General features: G+C 34.3%; 18 protein-coding genes and 1 riboswitch. Of the genes, 12 read left to right on the top strand and 6 right to left on the bottom strand.

What is annotated here, in order from left to right:
• The first annotated feature begins 342 nt into the window (after positions 1–342).
• From H6W53_RS08155 to lgt, 3 genes are all read left to right on the top strand, one after another.
• Positions 343–1,500 (top strand): hypothetical protein, encoded by a 1,158-nt coding sequence (locus H6W53_RS08155; RefSeq protein WP_185205952.1) that lies wholly within the window; start codon positions 343–345, stop codon positions 1,498–1,500.
• Positions 1,501–1,815: 315 nt separating this feature from the next.
• Positions 1,816–2,058: a membrane protein insertion efficiency factor YidD gene (gene yidD / locus H6W53_RS08160; RefSeq protein ID WP_185205954.1), complete on the top strand. Its 243-nt coding sequence runs from the start codon at positions 1,816–1,818 to the stop codon at positions 2,056–2,058.
• Positions 2,059–2,494: 436 nt separating this feature from the next.
• Positions 2,495–3,361 carry a prolipoprotein diacylglyceryl transferase gene (gene lgt, locus H6W53_RS08165; RefSeq protein WP_116098081.1) on the top strand — a complete coding sequence of 289 codons (867 nt, stop codon included), beginning with the start codon at positions 2,495–2,497 and terminating at the stop codon, positions 3,359–3,361.
• Positions 3,362–3,635: 274 nt separating this feature from the next.
• On the opposite strand, the gene H6W53_RS08170 is transcribed toward lgt, so the two are convergent.
• On the bottom strand, positions 3,636–5,150 hold the full coding sequence (locus H6W53_RS08170; RefSeq protein ID WP_185205956.1) for an NAD(P)H-hydrate dehydratase: 1,515 nt from the start codon (positions 5,148–5,150) through the stop codon (positions 3,636–3,638).
• Between the two features lie 206 nt (positions 5,151–5,356).
• On the opposite strand from H6W53_RS08170, the gene mscL reads away from it, so the two are divergent.
• A complete protein-coding gene (gene mscL / locus H6W53_RS08175; RefSeq protein WP_185205958.1) occupies positions 5,357–5,803 on the top strand; it encodes a large conductance mechanosensitive channel protein MscL in 447 nt (148 codons plus the stop codon).
• Positions 5,804–5,873: 70 nt separating this feature from the next.
• Here mscL and H6W53_RS08180 read toward each other — a convergent pair whose 3' ends face one another.
• A complete protein-coding gene (locus tag H6W53_RS08180; RefSeq protein ID WP_185205960.1) occupies positions 5,874–6,833 on the bottom strand; it encodes a D-2-hydroxyacid dehydrogenase in 960 nt (319 codons plus the stop codon).
• A 91-nt stretch (positions 6,834–6,924) separates the two neighbouring features.
• Positions 6,925–7,332 (bottom strand): phosphoheptose isomerase, encoded by a 408-nt coding sequence (locus H6W53_RS08185; protein WP_076393358.1) that lies wholly within the window; start codon positions 7,330–7,332, stop codon positions 6,925–6,927.
• 286 nt (positions 7,333–7,618) lie between these two features.
• Here H6W53_RS08185 and idi point away from each other — a divergent pair, with 286 nt between their 5' ends.
• From idi to H6W53_RS08205, 4 genes are all read left to right on the top strand, one after another.
• Positions 7,619–8,134, top strand: coding sequence for an isopentenyl-diphosphate Delta-isomerase (gene idi / locus H6W53_RS08190; protein ID WP_185205962.1), 516 nt, complete (start codon positions 7,619–7,621; stop codon positions 8,132–8,134).
• The gene (locus tag H6W53_RS08195) at positions 8,131–8,607 is read left to right on the top strand and encodes a hypothetical protein (RefSeq protein WP_185205965.1); all 477 of its coding nucleotides are present in this window, start codon (positions 8,131–8,133) and stop codon (positions 8,605–8,607) included. The genes idi and H6W53_RS08195 overlap by 4 nt, the downstream gene beginning before the upstream one ends.
• A gap of 15 nt (positions 8,608–8,622) precedes the next feature.
• Entirely contained in the window at positions 8,623–9,699 is a 1,077-nt protein-coding gene (gcvT, locus tag H6W53_RS08200) for a glycine cleavage system aminomethyltransferase GcvT (RefSeq protein ID WP_185205967.1), read from the top strand.
• 204 nt (positions 9,700–9,903) lie between these two features.
• The gene (locus H6W53_RS08205; RefSeq protein WP_185205969.1) at positions 9,904–10,443 is read left to right on the top strand and encodes a hypothetical protein; all 540 of its coding nucleotides are present in this window, start codon (positions 9,904–9,906) and stop codon (positions 10,441–10,443) included.
• Positions 10,444–10,605: 162 nt separating this feature from the next.
• On the opposite strand, the gene H6W53_RS08210 is transcribed toward H6W53_RS08205, so the two are convergent.
• On the bottom strand, positions 10,606–11,049 hold the full coding sequence (locus H6W53_RS08210; protein WP_185205971.1) for a hypothetical protein: 444 nt from the start codon (positions 11,047–11,049) through the stop codon (positions 10,606–10,608).
• A gap of 3 nt (positions 11,050–11,052) precedes the next feature.
• Entirely contained in the window at positions 11,053–11,406 is a 354-nt protein-coding gene (locus H6W53_RS08215) for an arsenate reductase family protein (protein ID WP_185205973.1), read from the bottom strand.
• A gap of 114 nt (positions 11,407–11,520) precedes the next feature.
• Between H6W53_RS08215 and H6W53_RS08220 the strand changes: the two genes are divergently transcribed.
• From H6W53_RS08220 to H6W53_RS08235, 4 genes are all read left to right on the top strand, one after another.
• Complete coding sequence (locus H6W53_RS08220) at positions 11,521–11,988, top strand: acyl-CoA thioesterase (RefSeq protein ID WP_116098049.1); 468 nt, start codon at positions 11,521–11,523, stop codon at positions 11,986–11,988.
• Between the two features lie 78 nt (positions 11,989–12,066).
• A riboswitch (Fluoride riboswitch) is annotated at positions 12,067–12,134 on the top strand.
• A 30-nt stretch (positions 12,135–12,164) separates the two neighbouring features.
• A complete protein-coding gene (locus H6W53_RS08225) occupies positions 12,165–13,469 on the top strand; it encodes a voltage-gated chloride channel family protein (RefSeq protein ID WP_185205975.1) in 1,305 nt (434 codons plus the stop codon).
• A 71-nt stretch (positions 13,470–13,540) separates the two neighbouring features.
• Positions 13,541–14,422, top strand: coding sequence for a LysR family transcriptional regulator (locus H6W53_RS08230; RefSeq protein ID WP_185205977.1), 882 nt, complete (start codon positions 13,541–13,543; stop codon positions 14,420–14,422).
• Between the two features lie 117 nt (positions 14,423–14,539).
• Positions 14,540–15,481, top strand: a complete 942-nt coding sequence (locus tag H6W53_RS08235; RefSeq protein WP_185205979.1) for a YeiH family protein — start codon at positions 14,540–14,542, stop codon at positions 15,479–15,481.
• A 240-nt stretch (positions 15,482–15,721) separates the two neighbouring features.
• Here H6W53_RS08235 and H6W53_RS08240 read toward each other — a convergent pair whose 3' ends face one another.
• Positions 15,722–15,910, bottom strand: a complete 189-nt coding sequence (locus H6W53_RS08240) for a hypothetical protein (RefSeq protein WP_087710944.1) — start codon at positions 15,908–15,910, stop codon at positions 15,722–15,724.
• Between the last annotated feature and the right edge of the window lie 170 nt (positions 15,911–16,080).

Consider the following 16,080-nt stretch of genomic DNA (forward strand, 5'->3'; position numbering starts at 1 on the left):
ATCTACTCATGTCATTTTTAATTATTTCTTGCAAAGGACACAATATCCATTCAAACTATTCAAACTAAAAAATTATATAGTATAAATACGAGACCATATGAAAATTCTGTAATATTATATTATACTGGTACTAATTTCGGAGTTGGATGGGGAAAAGTAACTTTAAAAAACCTTAATTCTACCCAAATATTTTGGAATTACAATCCTAACAGTACTTCCGTGGGAGATGATTGTCCTGCTACTGCTGATAGAACAGTGCATTTGCCAGAAACAGAAAATTAATTTTTACAAAACAATAATTAAAAGCCTATTCGGAGGCTTTATTTCTAAACACAAATTATAATGCAACAATTATTATATTTTTTAATTCTAACATCTTCTCTTTTACAGTCTCAAGTTATAAAAGACAGTGTTTTAGGAAATCCAAAATATGTAAAAGAATATGTAGTTTTTCTGAATGATTCCGGTCCGTTTACTTTTATGAAAGGTGATAATGAATATGGCCATGCTACTATAATGAGACCCGATAATTTAAGGAAAAGTATGTCAGGTTCTTGGTTTGAAACCGATTTTTGCAGATATATTAATAATGAAACTTATTATGATAAAAACCGTAATATTACAAAAGAAACATGGTATTATAAATCGGGAGAAATTGTTGATGATTATACATATACATACGATAGTTTGGGAAGATTAATTAATGAAAATTCCACTGACAAATACTCTACAACCAATAAAAAATATATTTATAAAGGTTCAAGTAAAAAATTAAAATTTACAGAATATCGTTCAAAATGGGAAAATGAACCGGAGAAAAACTATTTTAACAATCGTGAATATCATGCTCCATTTATAGTTACAAGATTTAATACTTTATCGAAAACCGACAGTGTTTTTGCCGTAACAGATTTCGTATGGAAGAAGGTAGGAGAAAATTCTTTTCAAGAGGGGAATGATTCTATCTTCCGAAAAAAACTTTGTCAGGTTAATTTTTATGATGACGACTTCCAAATTAAAGAATCTAAGTTCTTTGATTATAAAATTGACCATTATAATAAAAAACTTTTTCAAAGCGGGTACACAAAATACGAACGTGATTCATTAGGAAGAATTAAAAAAGAAACACAAATTCAGGATGACAAGTATCATTATTTTGTACCGGAAAAGAACGGAAAATATCGTGAGGAAATAAAAGATGGAGGTTATGCAAGTACATCAGCTATGGCTTACGAGTATTATGATGATGGCAACCTTAAAACAAGAACACACTTTTACCAAGGAAATATTTCAAATAGAATTCAGTTTGTATATAAAAATAATCGAATAGAAAAGATTTTTTACTTAGATACTTGGGGAAAAGATAAAAACAACTTAAAACCAACTGAAATTATTTTCAAATACAAATTTGATAAACAAAAGAACTGGACGGAAATTATTAAAAACATAAATGGAAAAGACCTATATAAATGGGTAAGAGAAATTAAATACTATGAATAGAAGCTGTTTTAAAATGAGACATCCTCTTTTTTAGGTTATATAATTATGAGATTCTGTTTTATTAAAGATCTTTATATTACACTTTACGAAGTACTGCCTATAAAGGAAATAAACAATAGCAAACGAAAACCACCTTTCTTTGGTGGTTTTTTGCTTTTGTTATACAGATCATCTATTCTTTTCTTAATTTTAAAAACAGTAAAAACCGCAAATCGATAAACATACCGTTTTATCCTCCGAACAGACTTTTACCGTCCCGAAACTTCTAACAAATTTAAACTAATTTTCAATTTTTTACCCTATTTTTGCATTGTTTTGAAACTTACATTCAATAAAATCATCACTTTTCCTTTGGTAATTCTCATCAGATTTTACCAGTGGTTTATTTCGCCCCTGCTTCCCAAAAACTGCCGTTATGAGCCTACCTGTTCGCATTATATGGTGAAATCGCTTCAGGTGCACGGTATTTTTAAAGGATTCTGGATGGGTGCAAAGAGAATTTCAAGATGTCATCCGTGGGGAGGAAGCGGATATGATCCCGTACCGCCAAAAAAGTAAAATTTAAAATAAACAAACTAATAAAAAAATAACAATGAGTAATATTTTTTTCAGAATGTATCTCGTCATTTTTGCGTTCATTACCCAGTGTCTTGTTGCGCAGAATTATCCGGATGGAATGTCCGACGGAACTTTAAAAGTAAACTCTACCAATGTTCCGGTAAAAATTTATTCGACCACCGAAGTTCAGGATCTGAATGAATTTGCAGACAAACCTATTAAAGAAAATGTGCTTGTTATTCTGAATGAGTCGAATTTCGAGCCTGTTTATGTAAATTACAGCATTGCGACATTGGCGAAATACAAGCTTGTTCATTATCAGCTTTTAGACAAGAATTTTAAAGTAATTGATGCGGCGGCAACGAAGGAAAATATCAATACCTTTAAGTATGCCGTTAAAACTGCAAAACCTCTTACAGAATCAGACAACATCAGTCTGGAAACTCCTTTTAAGATCTGGGATCCCACAAAGGGAATTCAGTTGGGACCTGTTACACTTCATTTTTACAGTCTGATGTTCATTTTTGCATTCGGTTTCGGATATATTTTAATGAACAGAATTTTTAAAATCGATAATGTAAACCAGAAATATTTAGAACCTCTTTTCACATGGACGTTGTTGGGAACCATTTTGGGAGCAAGAATGGGGCACGTTATTTTTTATCAGCCTGAACTTTTCAAAGAAGATTTCTGGAGTGTATTTTTACCAATCAGTACTAAAAACGGTTTGAAGTTCACCGGATTTTCAGGACTGGCAAGTCACGGTGCAACGATTGCTTTAATTTTTACAACCCTTTATTATTCATTTAAAATCATCAGAAAAAATCCTTTCTGGGTGTACGACAGATTAGGAATTGTGGTTGCTTTAGGCGGCGCTTTTGTAAGAATGGGAAATTTTTTCAATTCTGAAATCATCGGAAAACCTGTTGATCCCAACTCTCCTTTTGCATTGCTTTTCCCACAGCAGAGCAGTGAATACGGTGTAACAGTTCCGCGGTATCCTTCACAGTTATTTGAAGCTTTCGGATATGTTTGCCTTTTCGTTTTACTGTGGATTCTGTACAGAAAAACCAACAAAAAATATCAGCAGGGATGGTTATTTGGATTGTTCTTCATTATTCTTTGGGCAATCAGATTCTTTGTAGAATTCCTGAAAGAGCCGCAAGGTGACGAATTCATCCAGTTTGGAGGATTAAACACCGGTCAGGTTTTATCTATTCCGTTCATGATTGCAGGAGTAATTATTATGATCGTTTCGAAAAAATTCAAAATTACTCAGGCTGAAAACGAAAAACCTGAATAAGCTTTTAAATAATTTCAGAATTAACCGCAAAAGATGCAAAAGATAATGATAAAGAGGATTTCAAGAGTAATCAAAGTGCTCAAAAGAATAAAAATCAAAGATTTTTAAAAACTGTGGTGATCTTATTACTTATAATCACCAACTTTAAATAAACGTTTTGTTCATCTTTTGCATCTTTTGAGGTTAAATAAAAACTTTAAACAGATTTAATATAAAAAGGCAAGTTTGTAATCCAGACTTGCCTTTATTTTTTATCGTAAAAAAAATCTTCGAATTATAATGCTCTTTCCACTTTTGCATTCAGTTCTTTGAAAACAGTTCCGAATTCATCAATAATATTGGTGGGAAGAACAGATTCTTTAGAGTGCTTTTCAGAAGCAAATTCTGCAGCTCTGCCGTGAAACCAGACTCCTAAAATTGCAGCTTCTTTTTCTGAGTAATGCTGTGCTAAAAAGGAGGTGATTATTCCTGTTAAAATATCTCCGCTTCCTCCTTTCGCCAGTCCTGAATTTCCTGTAATATTGTAAAAAACTTCTCCTTCCGGCGTGATGACCTGTGTATGATGATCTTTCAAAACAATATAAATTCCAAGTTCTTTGGCTTTACTTTTAGCCAGTTTTACCCTTTCAAAAGAATTTTCGGTAGTTCCGAATAATCTTTCAAACTCTTTCGGATGAGGTGTTATGATCGAGTTTTTCGGAATGATCTTTAGATTTTTTTGATCCTGTGAAATGATATTCAATGCATCGGCATCCAAAATTAAAGGCTGAGAATAATTTTTCAGAAAATTTAGAAAGCTCTTTGCGGTTTCTTCGTTTGTTCCCAAACCGGGACCAATTCCGTAAACTGCCTTTTCATCTGCTTCAAAATGATTGATAAAATCATCTCCTCCTTCGATAAACATGGCTTCAGGATTCGAAGTCTGTAAAATTTCATATCCGCATTTTGGAGCCAGTGTAAAAGTAAGTCCGGCTCCTGATTTCAGGGCAGATTTTGCAGAAAGAACCGCTGCACCTATTTTTCCGTAACTTCCACCTGCAATAATTACTTTTCCGTAAGTTCCTTTGTGAGAAAACACGTTTCTCGGTCTGAAAATATCTTTGATTATCTCTTCATTAATAACAAAATCTTCTGTTTTTGTTTCTGCAATATAGTCCTCACTTATATTAATATCCAGAACTTTCACTTTTCCTGCATATTTTCCGGTTTCGGGATGAAGAAAAGTTTTTTTCCAGAACTGAAAACTCAATGTATAATCTGCCTTAAAAATAGTGGCATTTTCAGCAGAAACAGTATCGGCAAAAAGTCCGGAAGGCATATCAACAGAAATTTTAAGATTATTTTTTTCATTTAAGAAATCAATAAGTTCTTCAAATTCTCCTTCAATATTTTTAGATAAACCGGTTCCGAAAAGAGCATCGATAATTACTGTCCGGTTATCAAACCTATATTCTTTTGCTTCTTTAAATTCTCTGATGAAAACACCCGAAAATTCTTTTAATTCCCTTAAATTATTTCCCGCATCCGAAGAAAATTTCGATTTGGTATTGGTAAAAACATCTACATCAAAACCTTTGAGATGAAGCATTCTCGCAATAGCGAAACCATCGCCTCCGTTGTTGCCTTTACCACAAAAGACTGCAAAATTTCTATGATTTTTACAATTCTCAAAAATCCAGTCAACACAAGCCTGCGCAGCTCTTTCCATAAGCTGAACAGAAGAGACCGGTTCATTTTTTATTGTATATTCATCCCCATTGCGAATCTGTTCCGCTGTAAAAATTTTCATATTTAATATTGTATTTTGTATTAAAAGCAATTTACGAAAAAGAATTTTTAAATGCTCTGAAAAGAATTATGTGGATCTCTTAATTAAGAAACTTTCACATTTTATCATATTTGATTAATATTTAGTTATGAAAAGGCAAAATTTATATTTTTTTTTGTAATTTAAACCCATATTTTGTGAAAATAATACTTAAAAAAATATAAATTATGGGATTTGTAAAAGAATTTAAAGAGTTTGCGATTAAGGGTAATGCTTTCGATCTTGCTGTCGGTGTCATCATTGGTGGAGCTTTCGGAAAAATTGTAACCAGCGTTATCGATGACTTAATTATGCCAATTGTTGCTGCCATTGTAGGAAAACCGGATTTCAGCAGTATTTATTATGCTATGGGAAAAGGAGCTGAAAATATTCCGGCTGGAGCTACTCTAGCCAAAGCGAAAGAGATTGCGCCTGATGCCGCTATTTTTGCGTATGGTAATTTTATAACGGTTGCCATTAATTTCCTTTTACTGGCACTTGTTGTATTTGTCATGGTAAAAGCAATCAACAAAATGAAGAAAGAAGAAGCTGCCGCTCCGGAGGCTCCTGCTGCTCCTACTGCAACAGAACAATTGCTTGCGGAAATTCGTGATGAGCTGAAAAAGAAGAATTAAAAAATTCGTTATAAAACAAGACTCCGGCGCAACTTTGTTGCGCCGGAGTTTTTATATTTTATCAAAAAAATTACTGAATCTGTAAAATACTTGAAATCTGCTCTGCCAAAGAAAGCCCGATTCTGTCCTGCGCTTCCAGTGTAGATGCACCTGTATGCGGCGTCATGGAGATTTTCGGATGATTTAAAATTTCTTTTGAAGGAGTCGGTTCGTTAATGAATACATCCAAACCTGCAAACTTCACTTTTCCGGAATTCAAAGCTTCAATTAAAGCGGCTTCGTCAATTACTCCCCCTCTTGAACAGTTTACAATGGCTACTCCGTCTTTCATCATTTCAAATTCATTTTTTCCGATCATGTAACCGTCTTTCTGAGCCGGAACGTGAAGGGTGATAAAATCCGAATGTTTCAGAACATCGTGAAGCGGTTCCGTTTCAATATCAACATTAATGAACTGGTTGTTATAAAACTTAACTTTAATGCTTGCTTTTCCTACATTATTATCTGCAGCAATGACTCTCATTCCAAGACCTAAAGCGATTTTAGCAACTTCCTGCCCGATTCTTCCCATTCCGACAATACCGATAGTTTTACCTTTCAGCTCAATTCCTGCTGCATACGCTTTTTTAAGACCGGCAAACTCAGTATCTCCCACCAAAGGCATTTTTCTGTTGGAATCCTGTAAAAATCTTGCTCCTGAGAACAGGTGTGCAAAAACCAGCTCAGCAACCGATTCTGAAGATGCAGAAGGCGTATTGATCACATGAATTCCTTTTTCTCTTGCATAATCCACATCAATATTATCCATTCCTACTCCACCTCTTCCGATGATTTCGATGGAAGGACAGTTATCGATAATATCTTTTCTCACCTGTGTTGCACTGCGTACCAAAATAGTACGGATCTGGTGCTCATTAATGTAATCTACCAACTGTTCCTGCGGAACTTTTGTCGTAATTACTTCAAAACCTTTCTCTTTCAATGCATCAATACCGGATTGATCCAAACCGTCGTTTGCTAAAACTTTCATAAAACTTTTATAGATTTAATATTTGAGAAAATCAATACAATTAAAAACTATTTATCATAATATTTAATCGTTTAATCTTTTTCCTTATTTTTTACTCGTCTTCTTTGAAAACTTCAATCGTAACCTGTTTTTCAACCAAGTCTGTAAATCTTCCTTTATATCTTGTTGCTCTTACCAGATGATTGTCGATCCAGTGGTAATTTCCGCCTCTTGGTTTTCCGCATAAAACACTGTGATATTTAAATCCGTGCTTATCCAGCCAGTCGATTGTAATTTGCTTAAGATTTTCTGTTCTTGACGTGAAAAAACAAATCTGGTGACCTTCGTCATACCATTTGTTGATGGTTTCCAGAGCATCCGGAAAAGGCTCACAGGTAACCATTCTCTCAGGCTCTTCGTTCGGAACGTCTTCTGTAATGGTTCCGTCAATATCAATTAAATAGTTTTTTACGCCGTCCTTAAGAATCGGACTAATGTGTTCTATGTACTCTAATTCCATCATAAAAATTTGAACTGCAAAGTTACATTTTTTGCATTAAAAAGGCTTGTTAAACTTGCTTTATATTAAATTTTTACGTTAAAAACATTTATTTAATGAATAATATCAATAATTAATTTGCTTTTACTACAATTTTAATTAAAATTTTTCTCTTTTATAAAATCTGAATCTTTGTATTTCATTCAAAATCTTAAATATAAAGAAAACACATCAGGTTAAAAATCAAAAAATATGATGTTTCACCAAAAATTTCCAAAATACATTTATTACACTTACATTTGTAGGAATGGAAGAATTCGTAGTTTTAGTAAATCCTGAAGACAAAGTTCTTGGCTTGATGGAAAAGCAGCAGGCGCACATCAACGGCTTACTGCATCGCGCTTTTTCAGTTTTTTTATTCAACAGCAGCGGCGAAATGCTTCTGCAGAAAAGAGCTTCCGGAAAATATCATTCTCCTCTGAAATGGACCAATGCAGTCTGTTCGCATCCGAGAAATGAGGAAACCTATCTTGAAGGAGCCAAAAGAAGAGTGAAAGAAGAGTTGGGAATTGATGTGGAACTTTCAGAAAAATTTAATTTCATCTATAAAGCCGATGTGGGAAACGGACTTTGGGAACACGAACTTGATCATGTTTTTACAGGAACTTTTGAAGGTGAATTCTATTTAAACAAAGAGGAAGTGGAAGAAGTACGCTACATTTCCCTCGAAAATCTCAACCAAGAAATTTCTGAAAATCCTGATAACTTTACAGAGTGGTTTAAAATCATTCTTGAAGAATATAAACATCATCTACATTCATGAAAAAGTTTCTTCTTATCATCTCATTGGTAACCGCATCTTTATTTTCTGCACAATCTGTTCCAACGAAGGTGTATGAAAATGATAACTACTCCATCACCCTTCCGGAAGGCTGGAAAGTAACGAACGATAATGATATTATCAATATTTTTCCGGGCAATGAGATTGGAGCTATTACGATTTCAGAATATCACGATCTTAATCTTCCAAAAACGGAAACCAAAAAATTTATTCTCGCGCTTTACAAGTCTTCGGATGACGAGAAGAAAATAAAAAGCAAAAGCGGAAAAAAAGGATACACAGAATATTTTTACGAATATGATGATGAACACGAAAAACTCCACTGGATCACCAAAGTTTTTCAGAAAGACAAAGATTTGTTTCTCGTTACCATCAACTGCACACAAAAGTACTGGAACGGAAATTATATGAAGCTTTTCAACGAGGCTTTCGACAGTTTTAAAATAAAGAAATAGAAATAAAAATTAACTATGAAGAAAACAGCATTGTACGACAAACACGTTTCTTTGGGAGCTAAAATCGTACCTTTCGCAGGTTTTAAAATGCCTGTACAATATTCCGGAGTTACTGAAGAGCATTTTGCCGTAAGAGAAAAAGCAGGTCTGTTCGATGTGTCTCACATGGGACAGTTTTTCATTGAAGGGGCGGGTTCCAAAGAACTTTTACAGTACGTTACCTCCAACAATGTAGATGCTTTGGAAAACGGAAAAGCTCAATATTCTTGTCTTCCGAACGAAAACGGAGGAATTGTAGACGATCTTATCGTTTATAAAATGGAAGACGACAAATATTTCGTGGTTGTCAATGCTTCAAATATTGATAAAGACTGGGATCATATCTCCAAATACAATACTTTCGGGGCAAAGATGACGAATGCTTCGGATGAAATGTCTTTATTGGCAGTTCAGGGACCGAAAGCGACTGAAATTCTTCAGAAATTAACCGAAATCAACCTTTCTGAAATTCCTTACTACCATTTTACAGTAGGCTCTGTTGCAGGAGTAAGTGATGTGATCATTTCCAACACAGGCTACACCGGAAGCGGAGGTTTTGAGATCTATTTTAAAAACGAATCTGCCGAAAAAATTTGGGATGCTATTATGGAAGCAGGTGCGGAAGAAGGAATTATTCCTTGCGGACTGGCTTCCAGAGATACTTTGAGACTGGAAAAAGGGTTCTGCCTTTACGGAAACGATATTGACGATACGACTTCACCAATTGAAGCAGGTTTAGGATGGATCACAAAATTCGATAAAGATTTTGTATCTAAAGAAACGTTTGCCAAGCAAAAAGAAGAAGGCGTTACCAGAAAATTAGTAGGTTTTGAATTAACGGACAAAGGTGTTCCAAGACACGACTACCCTGTTGTAGACGCAGAAGGAAACGTGATCGGAAAAGTGACTTCGGGAACGCAGTCGCCGATGAAAAAAGTAGGTTTAGGTCTTGCTTATGTAGATAAACCTCACTTTAAATTAGGTTCTGAAATCTTCATTCAGGTAAGAAACAAAAACATTCCTGCAAAAGTAGTGAAAGCTCCTTTTGTATAACTGATTGTTTTTTAACGAATATAAAACCGCCTTGCAGAATTTGTGAGGCGGTTATTTTTTTGGAGCTGTTTCCGGCTATCCACTTTATCTTTATTTTTTTGCCAGAGCTTCGCTCCGGCAAAAAAATAAAGGATGCCGTTTCTATCCGGGCTAAATAATTATATCGCAATACATTTTTTCGTACTATTGCAGAAATTTTTTCTGATGAAAAAAATTGTATTCATTTGTATTATTGTACTTATTTCAGTTTACATTTTCTATCCTGTTTTCGACAGTGAAGAAATTTCTTATCTCATTATTTTCTGCTGTTTTGTTACGCTCTGTTTTACCATTGCAAAAATAATGACGGGAAATTTTCCAACAGATTATGAATCAACAGAAAAAGAGATGAACAGACTTTATTCAGAAGACGGAATTTTCAGCTATACAGCAGAAGGTTTTTATTTCAAAAAAGAATCAGAACCGAAGCAATACATTAAATATTCAGAAATTTTGGAAGTTAATTCTTTCACCATTCGTTTTTTGTATAGAGAAACTCAGTCCGGCATTGAATTAATTACAGTCGATAAAAAGTATGAATTTCTAGACGAATACTGTAAAGGAATTGAAAAATTTACGGAACAGCTTTCCGACAAACTTCCGTTTCATCAAAACTCTGAATTACAAATAACGAACAATCATGGTCTGAAAAAAAGGAATTTATATTTAAGATCATATGAAAAACACTTTAAAGAATTTACATAACAGTTAATTTTTGAAAGCGGTTTTGTTTAAAACTTCCGTCAGTTGCAGTTCGCTTCCCGTAAATTGTTTGAGACTTCCTGCAATTTTTAGTATACCGAAAAAACCTCACAGGTTTTTAAAACCTGTGAGGTTTTGGAAGAATTCGTTAAAAATTATTATTTATCAATAAGAAATATACTTTACCTTAGAAGCTCCGTTTTTAATATTAAGGTTTAATCTTTCAATTAAAAAACGGACATCCATTACAAAATTCTTCTTTAGGTATCTGTCTTCGATGTCTTTTCCCCAGCATATTTTCTTATAGAAATCAGTATTTTTTACCAATGCAGTTTCTAATTCAATCAATTTCAATCGTAAAGGTTCTATTTCGATAAATTTTTCATATTCTTCCCAAAAATCCAAGATTCCTAAATTTATCTCTAAAACTTTTTCTATTTGTCTTAGTAATCTCATTTCGTTATCACCTGCATCGTAAACATCTTCTCCCGACATTATCATGTTCAGTCCGTCTCTATGATCAAAATCATAATGGCTTACCAACTCCGAATATTCTTTTCGGGGTTCTTCAATATCAAAAACAAAATAAATTTCTAAACCAAAACCCATTACTTATTTTATATCAAAAAACTCCCTCAAAGCTTCCACATTCTTCTTTTCATTTCCAACAAAAATATTATCATCGGTAATGAAAACGGGACGTTTCAAAAAAGAATAATGATCCAGCAGCAAATCTTTAAAACCATCTTCCGAAAGAGATTTTACATCTATATCCCTTTGTTTGATCTGGGTAGATTTTTTACTGAACAGTGCTTCATAAGAATTTGTTTTTTCATACATTTCTGCAAGCTCTTCTTTGGTAACAGGAGTTTTTTTTATTTCCCGAAGTTCCCAGTCTTTAAGATCAAACTCAGCCATTATTTTTTTACACGTACCACACGTATTCAGGTAAAATACTTTTTTCATTGAGAGATTTATTTTGATGGTTAAGAGAAAATTTTAACATTTTCATTCTTCAAAAGTAAGATTTAATCTAAAATTTTAAAAATTATAAATACCTTTATTCAAATTTTAAAAAGAATGGACAACAAACCGATCACTTTTCAGTTTATTTCAGAACCTTCGGACGTCAACTACGGTGGAAATGTACATGGAGGGAGCGTCATGAAATGGATTGATCAGGCTGGTTATGCCTGTGCAACAACGTGGAGCGGAAATTACTCCGTAACAGTATATGTTGGCGGAATCCGTTTCTACGAACCCATCAAAATCGGGGAAATTGTAAAAGTGGAAGCGCAGGTTATTTACACAGGTTCATCGAGTATGCATATTTCCATCAATGTATTTTCCAGAAACCTGAAACAACCGAATTTTGATAAAAAAACACACTGTATCATTGTATTTGTTGCCGTAGACGAAAACGGAAAAAAACTTCCCGTTCCGAAATGGATTCCGGAAACAGAAGAGGAAAAACAGCAAGAAAAGTATGCGATTCGTCTAATGGAACTGAGAACTCAGATTGAGGATGAAATGAAGCCTTTTCTTTAGAATTTTTAACGGTTCTGTAAACAAAGATTTAAAAGCAGAAATATCTTCTGAAAAATGATTTATAATTTTTATCTTTGCAGTACACAAGGAAATGGTGTTCTTCCTTACCCAACCGCTTTCCAAAAGCTGATGACGCCTGATTAAAAGATTATTAACAGTAATTGATCAGGAAAAATATGTCTCAACATCAAAGAAATTTAAACCGTACAATAAAATTTCACACTGGTTTTTTCTTTAGAAAATACCCAGCTTTCCCTTATATTCTGAAATGGCTTTTTATCAGTAGTATTATCGGGATTTTGGCAGGAAGTGCTTCTGCCGGATTTTTAACATCACTGCAATGGGCAACCGATTTCCGGGAAAATCATCTCTGGCTGATTGCTCTTTTACCTGTTGGTGGATTTTTAACGGGACTTTTGTATCATTATTTCGGAAAAGATGTGGAAGCGGGAAACAATTTGCTGTTGGAAAATATTCAGGAACCGAAGGAAATTATTCCTTTAAAAATGGCACCTTTTGTTTATTTAGGAACGATGGTCACGCATTTTTTCGGAGGTTCTGCAGGTCGTGAAGGAACGGCACTACAAATGGCGGGAGCAATTTCCGATCAACTGACAAAAATCCTGAAACTTGATAAAAACGACAGAAAAATTCTACTGATTTCGGCTATTGCGGCAGGTTTTGGTTCGGTTTTCGGAACTCCTTTAGCCGGAGCGGTTTTCGGACTTGAAGTTTTCCTGATGGGACGAATTCGTTACAATGCTCTTTTTCCGGCTTTTACTTCTGCGGTTTTGGCTGATCTTGTTACCAATCTCTGGAAAGCAAAACATACACACTATCATATCGAACTTATTCCAAAACTTGAATTTTTACCGATTTTATACAGTGTTTTAGCAGGAATTTTATTTGGAATATGCGCTGCAGCTTTCAGCAGGATGATTCATTTTACAGGTTCTGTCTTCAAATCTAATATAAAATATCCTCCGTTTCGTCCCGTTATCGGCGGAATTATTGTTGCTGTTGCCGTTTTTGCAATGGAAACTACAAGATATATCGGATTGGGAATTCCGACCATTGTAGAATCTTTCGAAAAACAGCTTCCGCTTTATGATTTTGCCTTCAAAATGATTTTTACCATTGTTACGCTTTCAGCAGGATTTAAAGGTGGTGAAGTGACTCCCCTTTTCTTTATCGGAGCGACATTGGGAAGTGCTTTGTCATTATTTATTCCGCTTCCGTTTGGTTTGCTTGCCGGAATGGGATTTGTGGCTGTTTTTGCGGGCGCAACCAACACTCCGCTTGCGTGTATGCTCATGGGAATTGAATTGTTTGGAGCAGAATGCGGAATCTATGTGGCAATTGCCTGTATCGTATCGTATTTGTTTTCAGGAAATAACAGCATTTATACAAAACAAAAAATCGGTGAAGCAAAAAACCGTAGATTTGAACATCTTCACGATAAAAATTTCTCGGATTTGTAGAGTCGTTGATGGTTGATATTTGTCAGCAATTAACGCTGTAATTTTACTATAATTAAAAACCAACAACCACAATGTTTGATTACAGATTAAAAGTTTTTCATACCGTTGCTTCCAGATCGAGTTTTACCAAAGCTTCGGAAGAACTGAATATTTCGCAGCCTGCCGTTACAAAGCATATCAAAGAAATTGAAAATCAATTAAACACTAAACTATTTGACAGAAAAGGAACTTCTATTCAACTGACGCAAAGCGGAAAAATTCTGTTTGAATATGCCGAAAAGATCAGAAATATTTACCGTGATTTGGAATTTGAAATCCATCAGATCAATCAGAAACATCGGGGAAAACTGATTATCGGAGCGAGTACAACGGTTGCCCAATACATTTTACCGGAAATTTTAGCCAAATTCAAATCTTACTATAAAGACATTAAAATTGAACTGATTACGCACAACACGGAAATGGTTTCCGAACTGCTGAAAGACGGAAAAATTGATCTCGGGATTATTGAAGGGGAATCTCAATCTGCCTACTTTGATTATCAGAAATTTAAAGCTGATGAAATCGTACTGGTTGCAAAAGCGAATCATCCTTTAGTCAATAAAACGCTGAATGTTAAAGATCTGTACGAACTGGAATTGGTTTTAAGAGAACAAGGTTCCGGTTCTCTGGAGTTTATCCAAAACAGACTGAAGGAAAAAGGAATTGTTATTGAAAATCTGAATGTTGTAATGCAATTGGGAAGCAGCGAAAGTATTAAAAATTATCTTTTACATTCAGATGCTTTAGCATTTCTTTCAGTCAGCACAATTTTAAATGAATTGAAAAACAATCAATTAACGATTATTGATGTTAAAAATTTCAGTATTGAAAGGAATTTTCATTTTATTCTTCCCAAAGGTGAACAATCTGAACTGATCCGCCTGTTCTTAAAATTTATCAGCCAGATTTAAATTTAACAAAAAACAGCAGTTAAATTATAACTTTAAGTTATTCTGTATAACAAAATACGATTTACTTTGTAATGATAATTGTCGGAATTTTGAATCATTAATTTAAAATTCCTATCAATGAAAAGTTTACTATTTCATGAAACTTCCAAGAAAATAATCTTCATATTACTGGCAGTTGTATGCCTCACTCCTATTGTTTCTTCGCCTGTTGCATTGCTTTTGGGATTTGTACTGGCGGTTTTTCTCGGAAATCCTTTTGAAAAGAGTCTGCATCAGTATATTCATTTATTATTGCAGATTTCCATTGTAGGTTTGGGATTCGGGCTAAAACTTGATGAAGCTTTGGAGGCCGGAAAATCCGGATTTATTTTAACGGTTATGAGCATTTTTACTGTGATGATTTTAGGATATTTTGCCGGAAAATTCCTTAAGCTTGAAAGACCTTTGTCTTATCTTATTTCTACGGGAACCGCCATCTGTGGCGGAAGTGCCATTGCTGCGACTTCTCCCATCATTAAACCCAGCACGAAGCAGATTTCACTGGCTCTGGCTATTGTTTTTACGCTGAATTCTGTTGCTCTGTTTATTTATCCGCCCATCGGTCATTTGCTGAATCTTACACAGGAACAATTCGGGTTATGGTGCGCCATCGGAATTCACGATACGAGTTCTGTGGTAGGAGCGGCAGGAAAATACGGAAATGAAGCGCTTAAAATCGCTACTACGGTAAAGTTAGCCAGAGCATTGTGGATTATTCCGGTTTCTGTGATCACGATGTTTATTTTTAAAAGCAAGGAATCTAAAGTGAAAGTTCCATGGTTTATCGGTTATTTTATTGTGGCTATTTTGCTGAATACGTATTTTCCTTTTTTTGGTAAGTTAAGTTCTACAATTACTGTTTTAGCGAAGTCAGGGTTAAATTTAACGTTGTTTTTTATTGGTTCTACTCTTTCTGTTGAAACTTTGAAAACCATCGGTGTTAAGCCTCTTGCTTTTGCTGTATTTCTGTGGATTTTTATCAGTACCGGAAGTCTGCTGTATATTTTAAATTTTGACTGACATTGATGAGAAATCCTGAAATCCTAGCCTCGATTGGAGCAACTGTCTGAGCTCATTTTCATTATTTGTGCTGCGGCAGCACAAATAATGAAAATAGCGAGTGCGGAAAGCGAGATAAAGCTCCAAAATATTTTTTGCTTCATAACAAGACATCTATTAATTACAAAAACCTTTTGGAAGGTCCCAAAAGGCTTTTGCGTATTAAATGTGGAAATGTTTATTTCTAATTGAAATAAGTTCTTATATAGCTTCGTAGCAGGTATAAACCTGCGGACAAGCAATGTACTGAACGCAATAAAACGGTCCTGTTACAGATCCTGAACAACTGCATCCGCATTTTGAAAGATCCGGTGTTCCGCTTACGCCTCCAGTAATGTTTTTAAGATCGGCTTTTTTTAATTTTGTTGCTTTTTTCAAAAAATTTTGCATTGTAATGTGATTTTTGATGTTAAACGTTAGTTTTAGTTGCGTGCCAAAGTTAAACAAATATTCATTATTCAAAGCATAATTTACTATTATTTTTGATAATTTATTTATTCTCTTAAGCTTATTAAAACTGATAACGAAAATTTGAGATTATTATTTCTTAAACAGCAGAA

The organism is Chryseobacterium sp. C3, from assembly GCF_014218905.1.
GTDB classification, from domain to species: domain Bacteria; phylum Bacteroidota; class Bacteroidia; order Flavobacteriales; family Weeksellaceae; genus Chryseobacterium; species Chryseobacterium mucoviscidosis.

What these genes read in the sequence shown, in the direction of transcription:
- H6W53_RS08215 (WP_185205973.1), bottom strand. Translation starts at nt 11,406, where the DNA reads ATGAAAAAAGTATTTTACCTGAATACGTGTGGTACGTGTAAAAAAATA.
- H6W53_RS08170 (WP_185205956.1), bottom strand. Translation starts at nt 5,150, where the DNA reads ATGAAAATTTTTACAGCGGAACAGATTCGCAATGGGGATGAATATACA.
- H6W53_RS08220 (WP_116098049.1), top strand. Translation starts at nt 11,521, where the DNA reads ATGGACAACAAACCGATCACTTTTCAGTTTATTTCAGAACCTTCGGAC.
- H6W53_RS08155 (WP_185205952.1), top strand. Translation starts at nt 343, where the DNA reads ATGCAACAATTATTATATTTTTTAATTCTAACATCTTCTCTTTTACAG.
- H6W53_RS08180 (WP_185205960.1), bottom strand. Translation starts at nt 6,833, where the DNA reads ATGAAAGTTTTAGCAAACGACGGTTTGGATCAATCCGGTATTGATGCA.
- gcvT (WP_185205967.1), top strand. Translation starts at nt 8,623, where the DNA reads ATGAAGAAAACAGCATTGTACGACAAACACGTTTCTTTGGGAGCTAAA.
- H6W53_RS08225 (WP_185205975.1), top strand. Translation starts at nt 12,165, where the DNA reads ATGTCTCAACATCAAAGAAATTTAAACCGTACAATAAAATTTCACACT.
- H6W53_RS08235 (WP_185205979.1), top strand. Translation starts at nt 14,540, where the DNA reads ATGAAAAGTTTACTATTTCATGAAACTTCCAAGAAAATAATCTTCATA.
- H6W53_RS08230 (WP_185205977.1), top strand. Translation starts at nt 13,541, where the DNA reads ATGTTTGATTACAGATTAAAAGTTTTTCATACCGTTGCTTCCAGATCG.
- mscL (WP_185205958.1), top strand. Translation starts at nt 5,357, where the DNA reads ATGGGATTTGTAAAAGAATTTAAAGAGTTTGCGATTAAGGGTAATGCT.
- H6W53_RS08205 (WP_185205969.1), top strand. Translation starts at nt 9,904, where the DNA reads ATGAAAAAAATTGTATTCATTTGTATTATTGTACTTATTTCAGTTTAC.
- H6W53_RS08185 (WP_076393358.1), bottom strand. Translation starts at nt 7,332, where the DNA reads ATGGAATTAGAGTACATAGAACACATTAGTCCGATTCTTAAGGACGGC.
- idi (WP_185205962.1), top strand. Translation starts at nt 7,619, where the DNA reads ATGGAAGAATTCGTAGTTTTAGTAAATCCTGAAGACAAAGTTCTTGGC.
- H6W53_RS08195 (WP_185205965.1), top strand. Translation starts at nt 8,131, where the DNA reads ATGAAAAAGTTTCTTCTTATCATCTCATTGGTAACCGCATCTTTATTT.
- H6W53_RS08240 (WP_087710944.1), bottom strand. Translation starts at nt 15,910, where the DNA reads ATGCAAAATTTTTTGAAAAAAGCAACAAAATTAAAAAAAGCCGATCTT.
- H6W53_RS08210 (WP_185205971.1), bottom strand. Translation starts at nt 11,049, where the DNA reads ATGGGTTTTGGTTTAGAAATTTATTTTGTTTTTGATATTGAAGAACCC.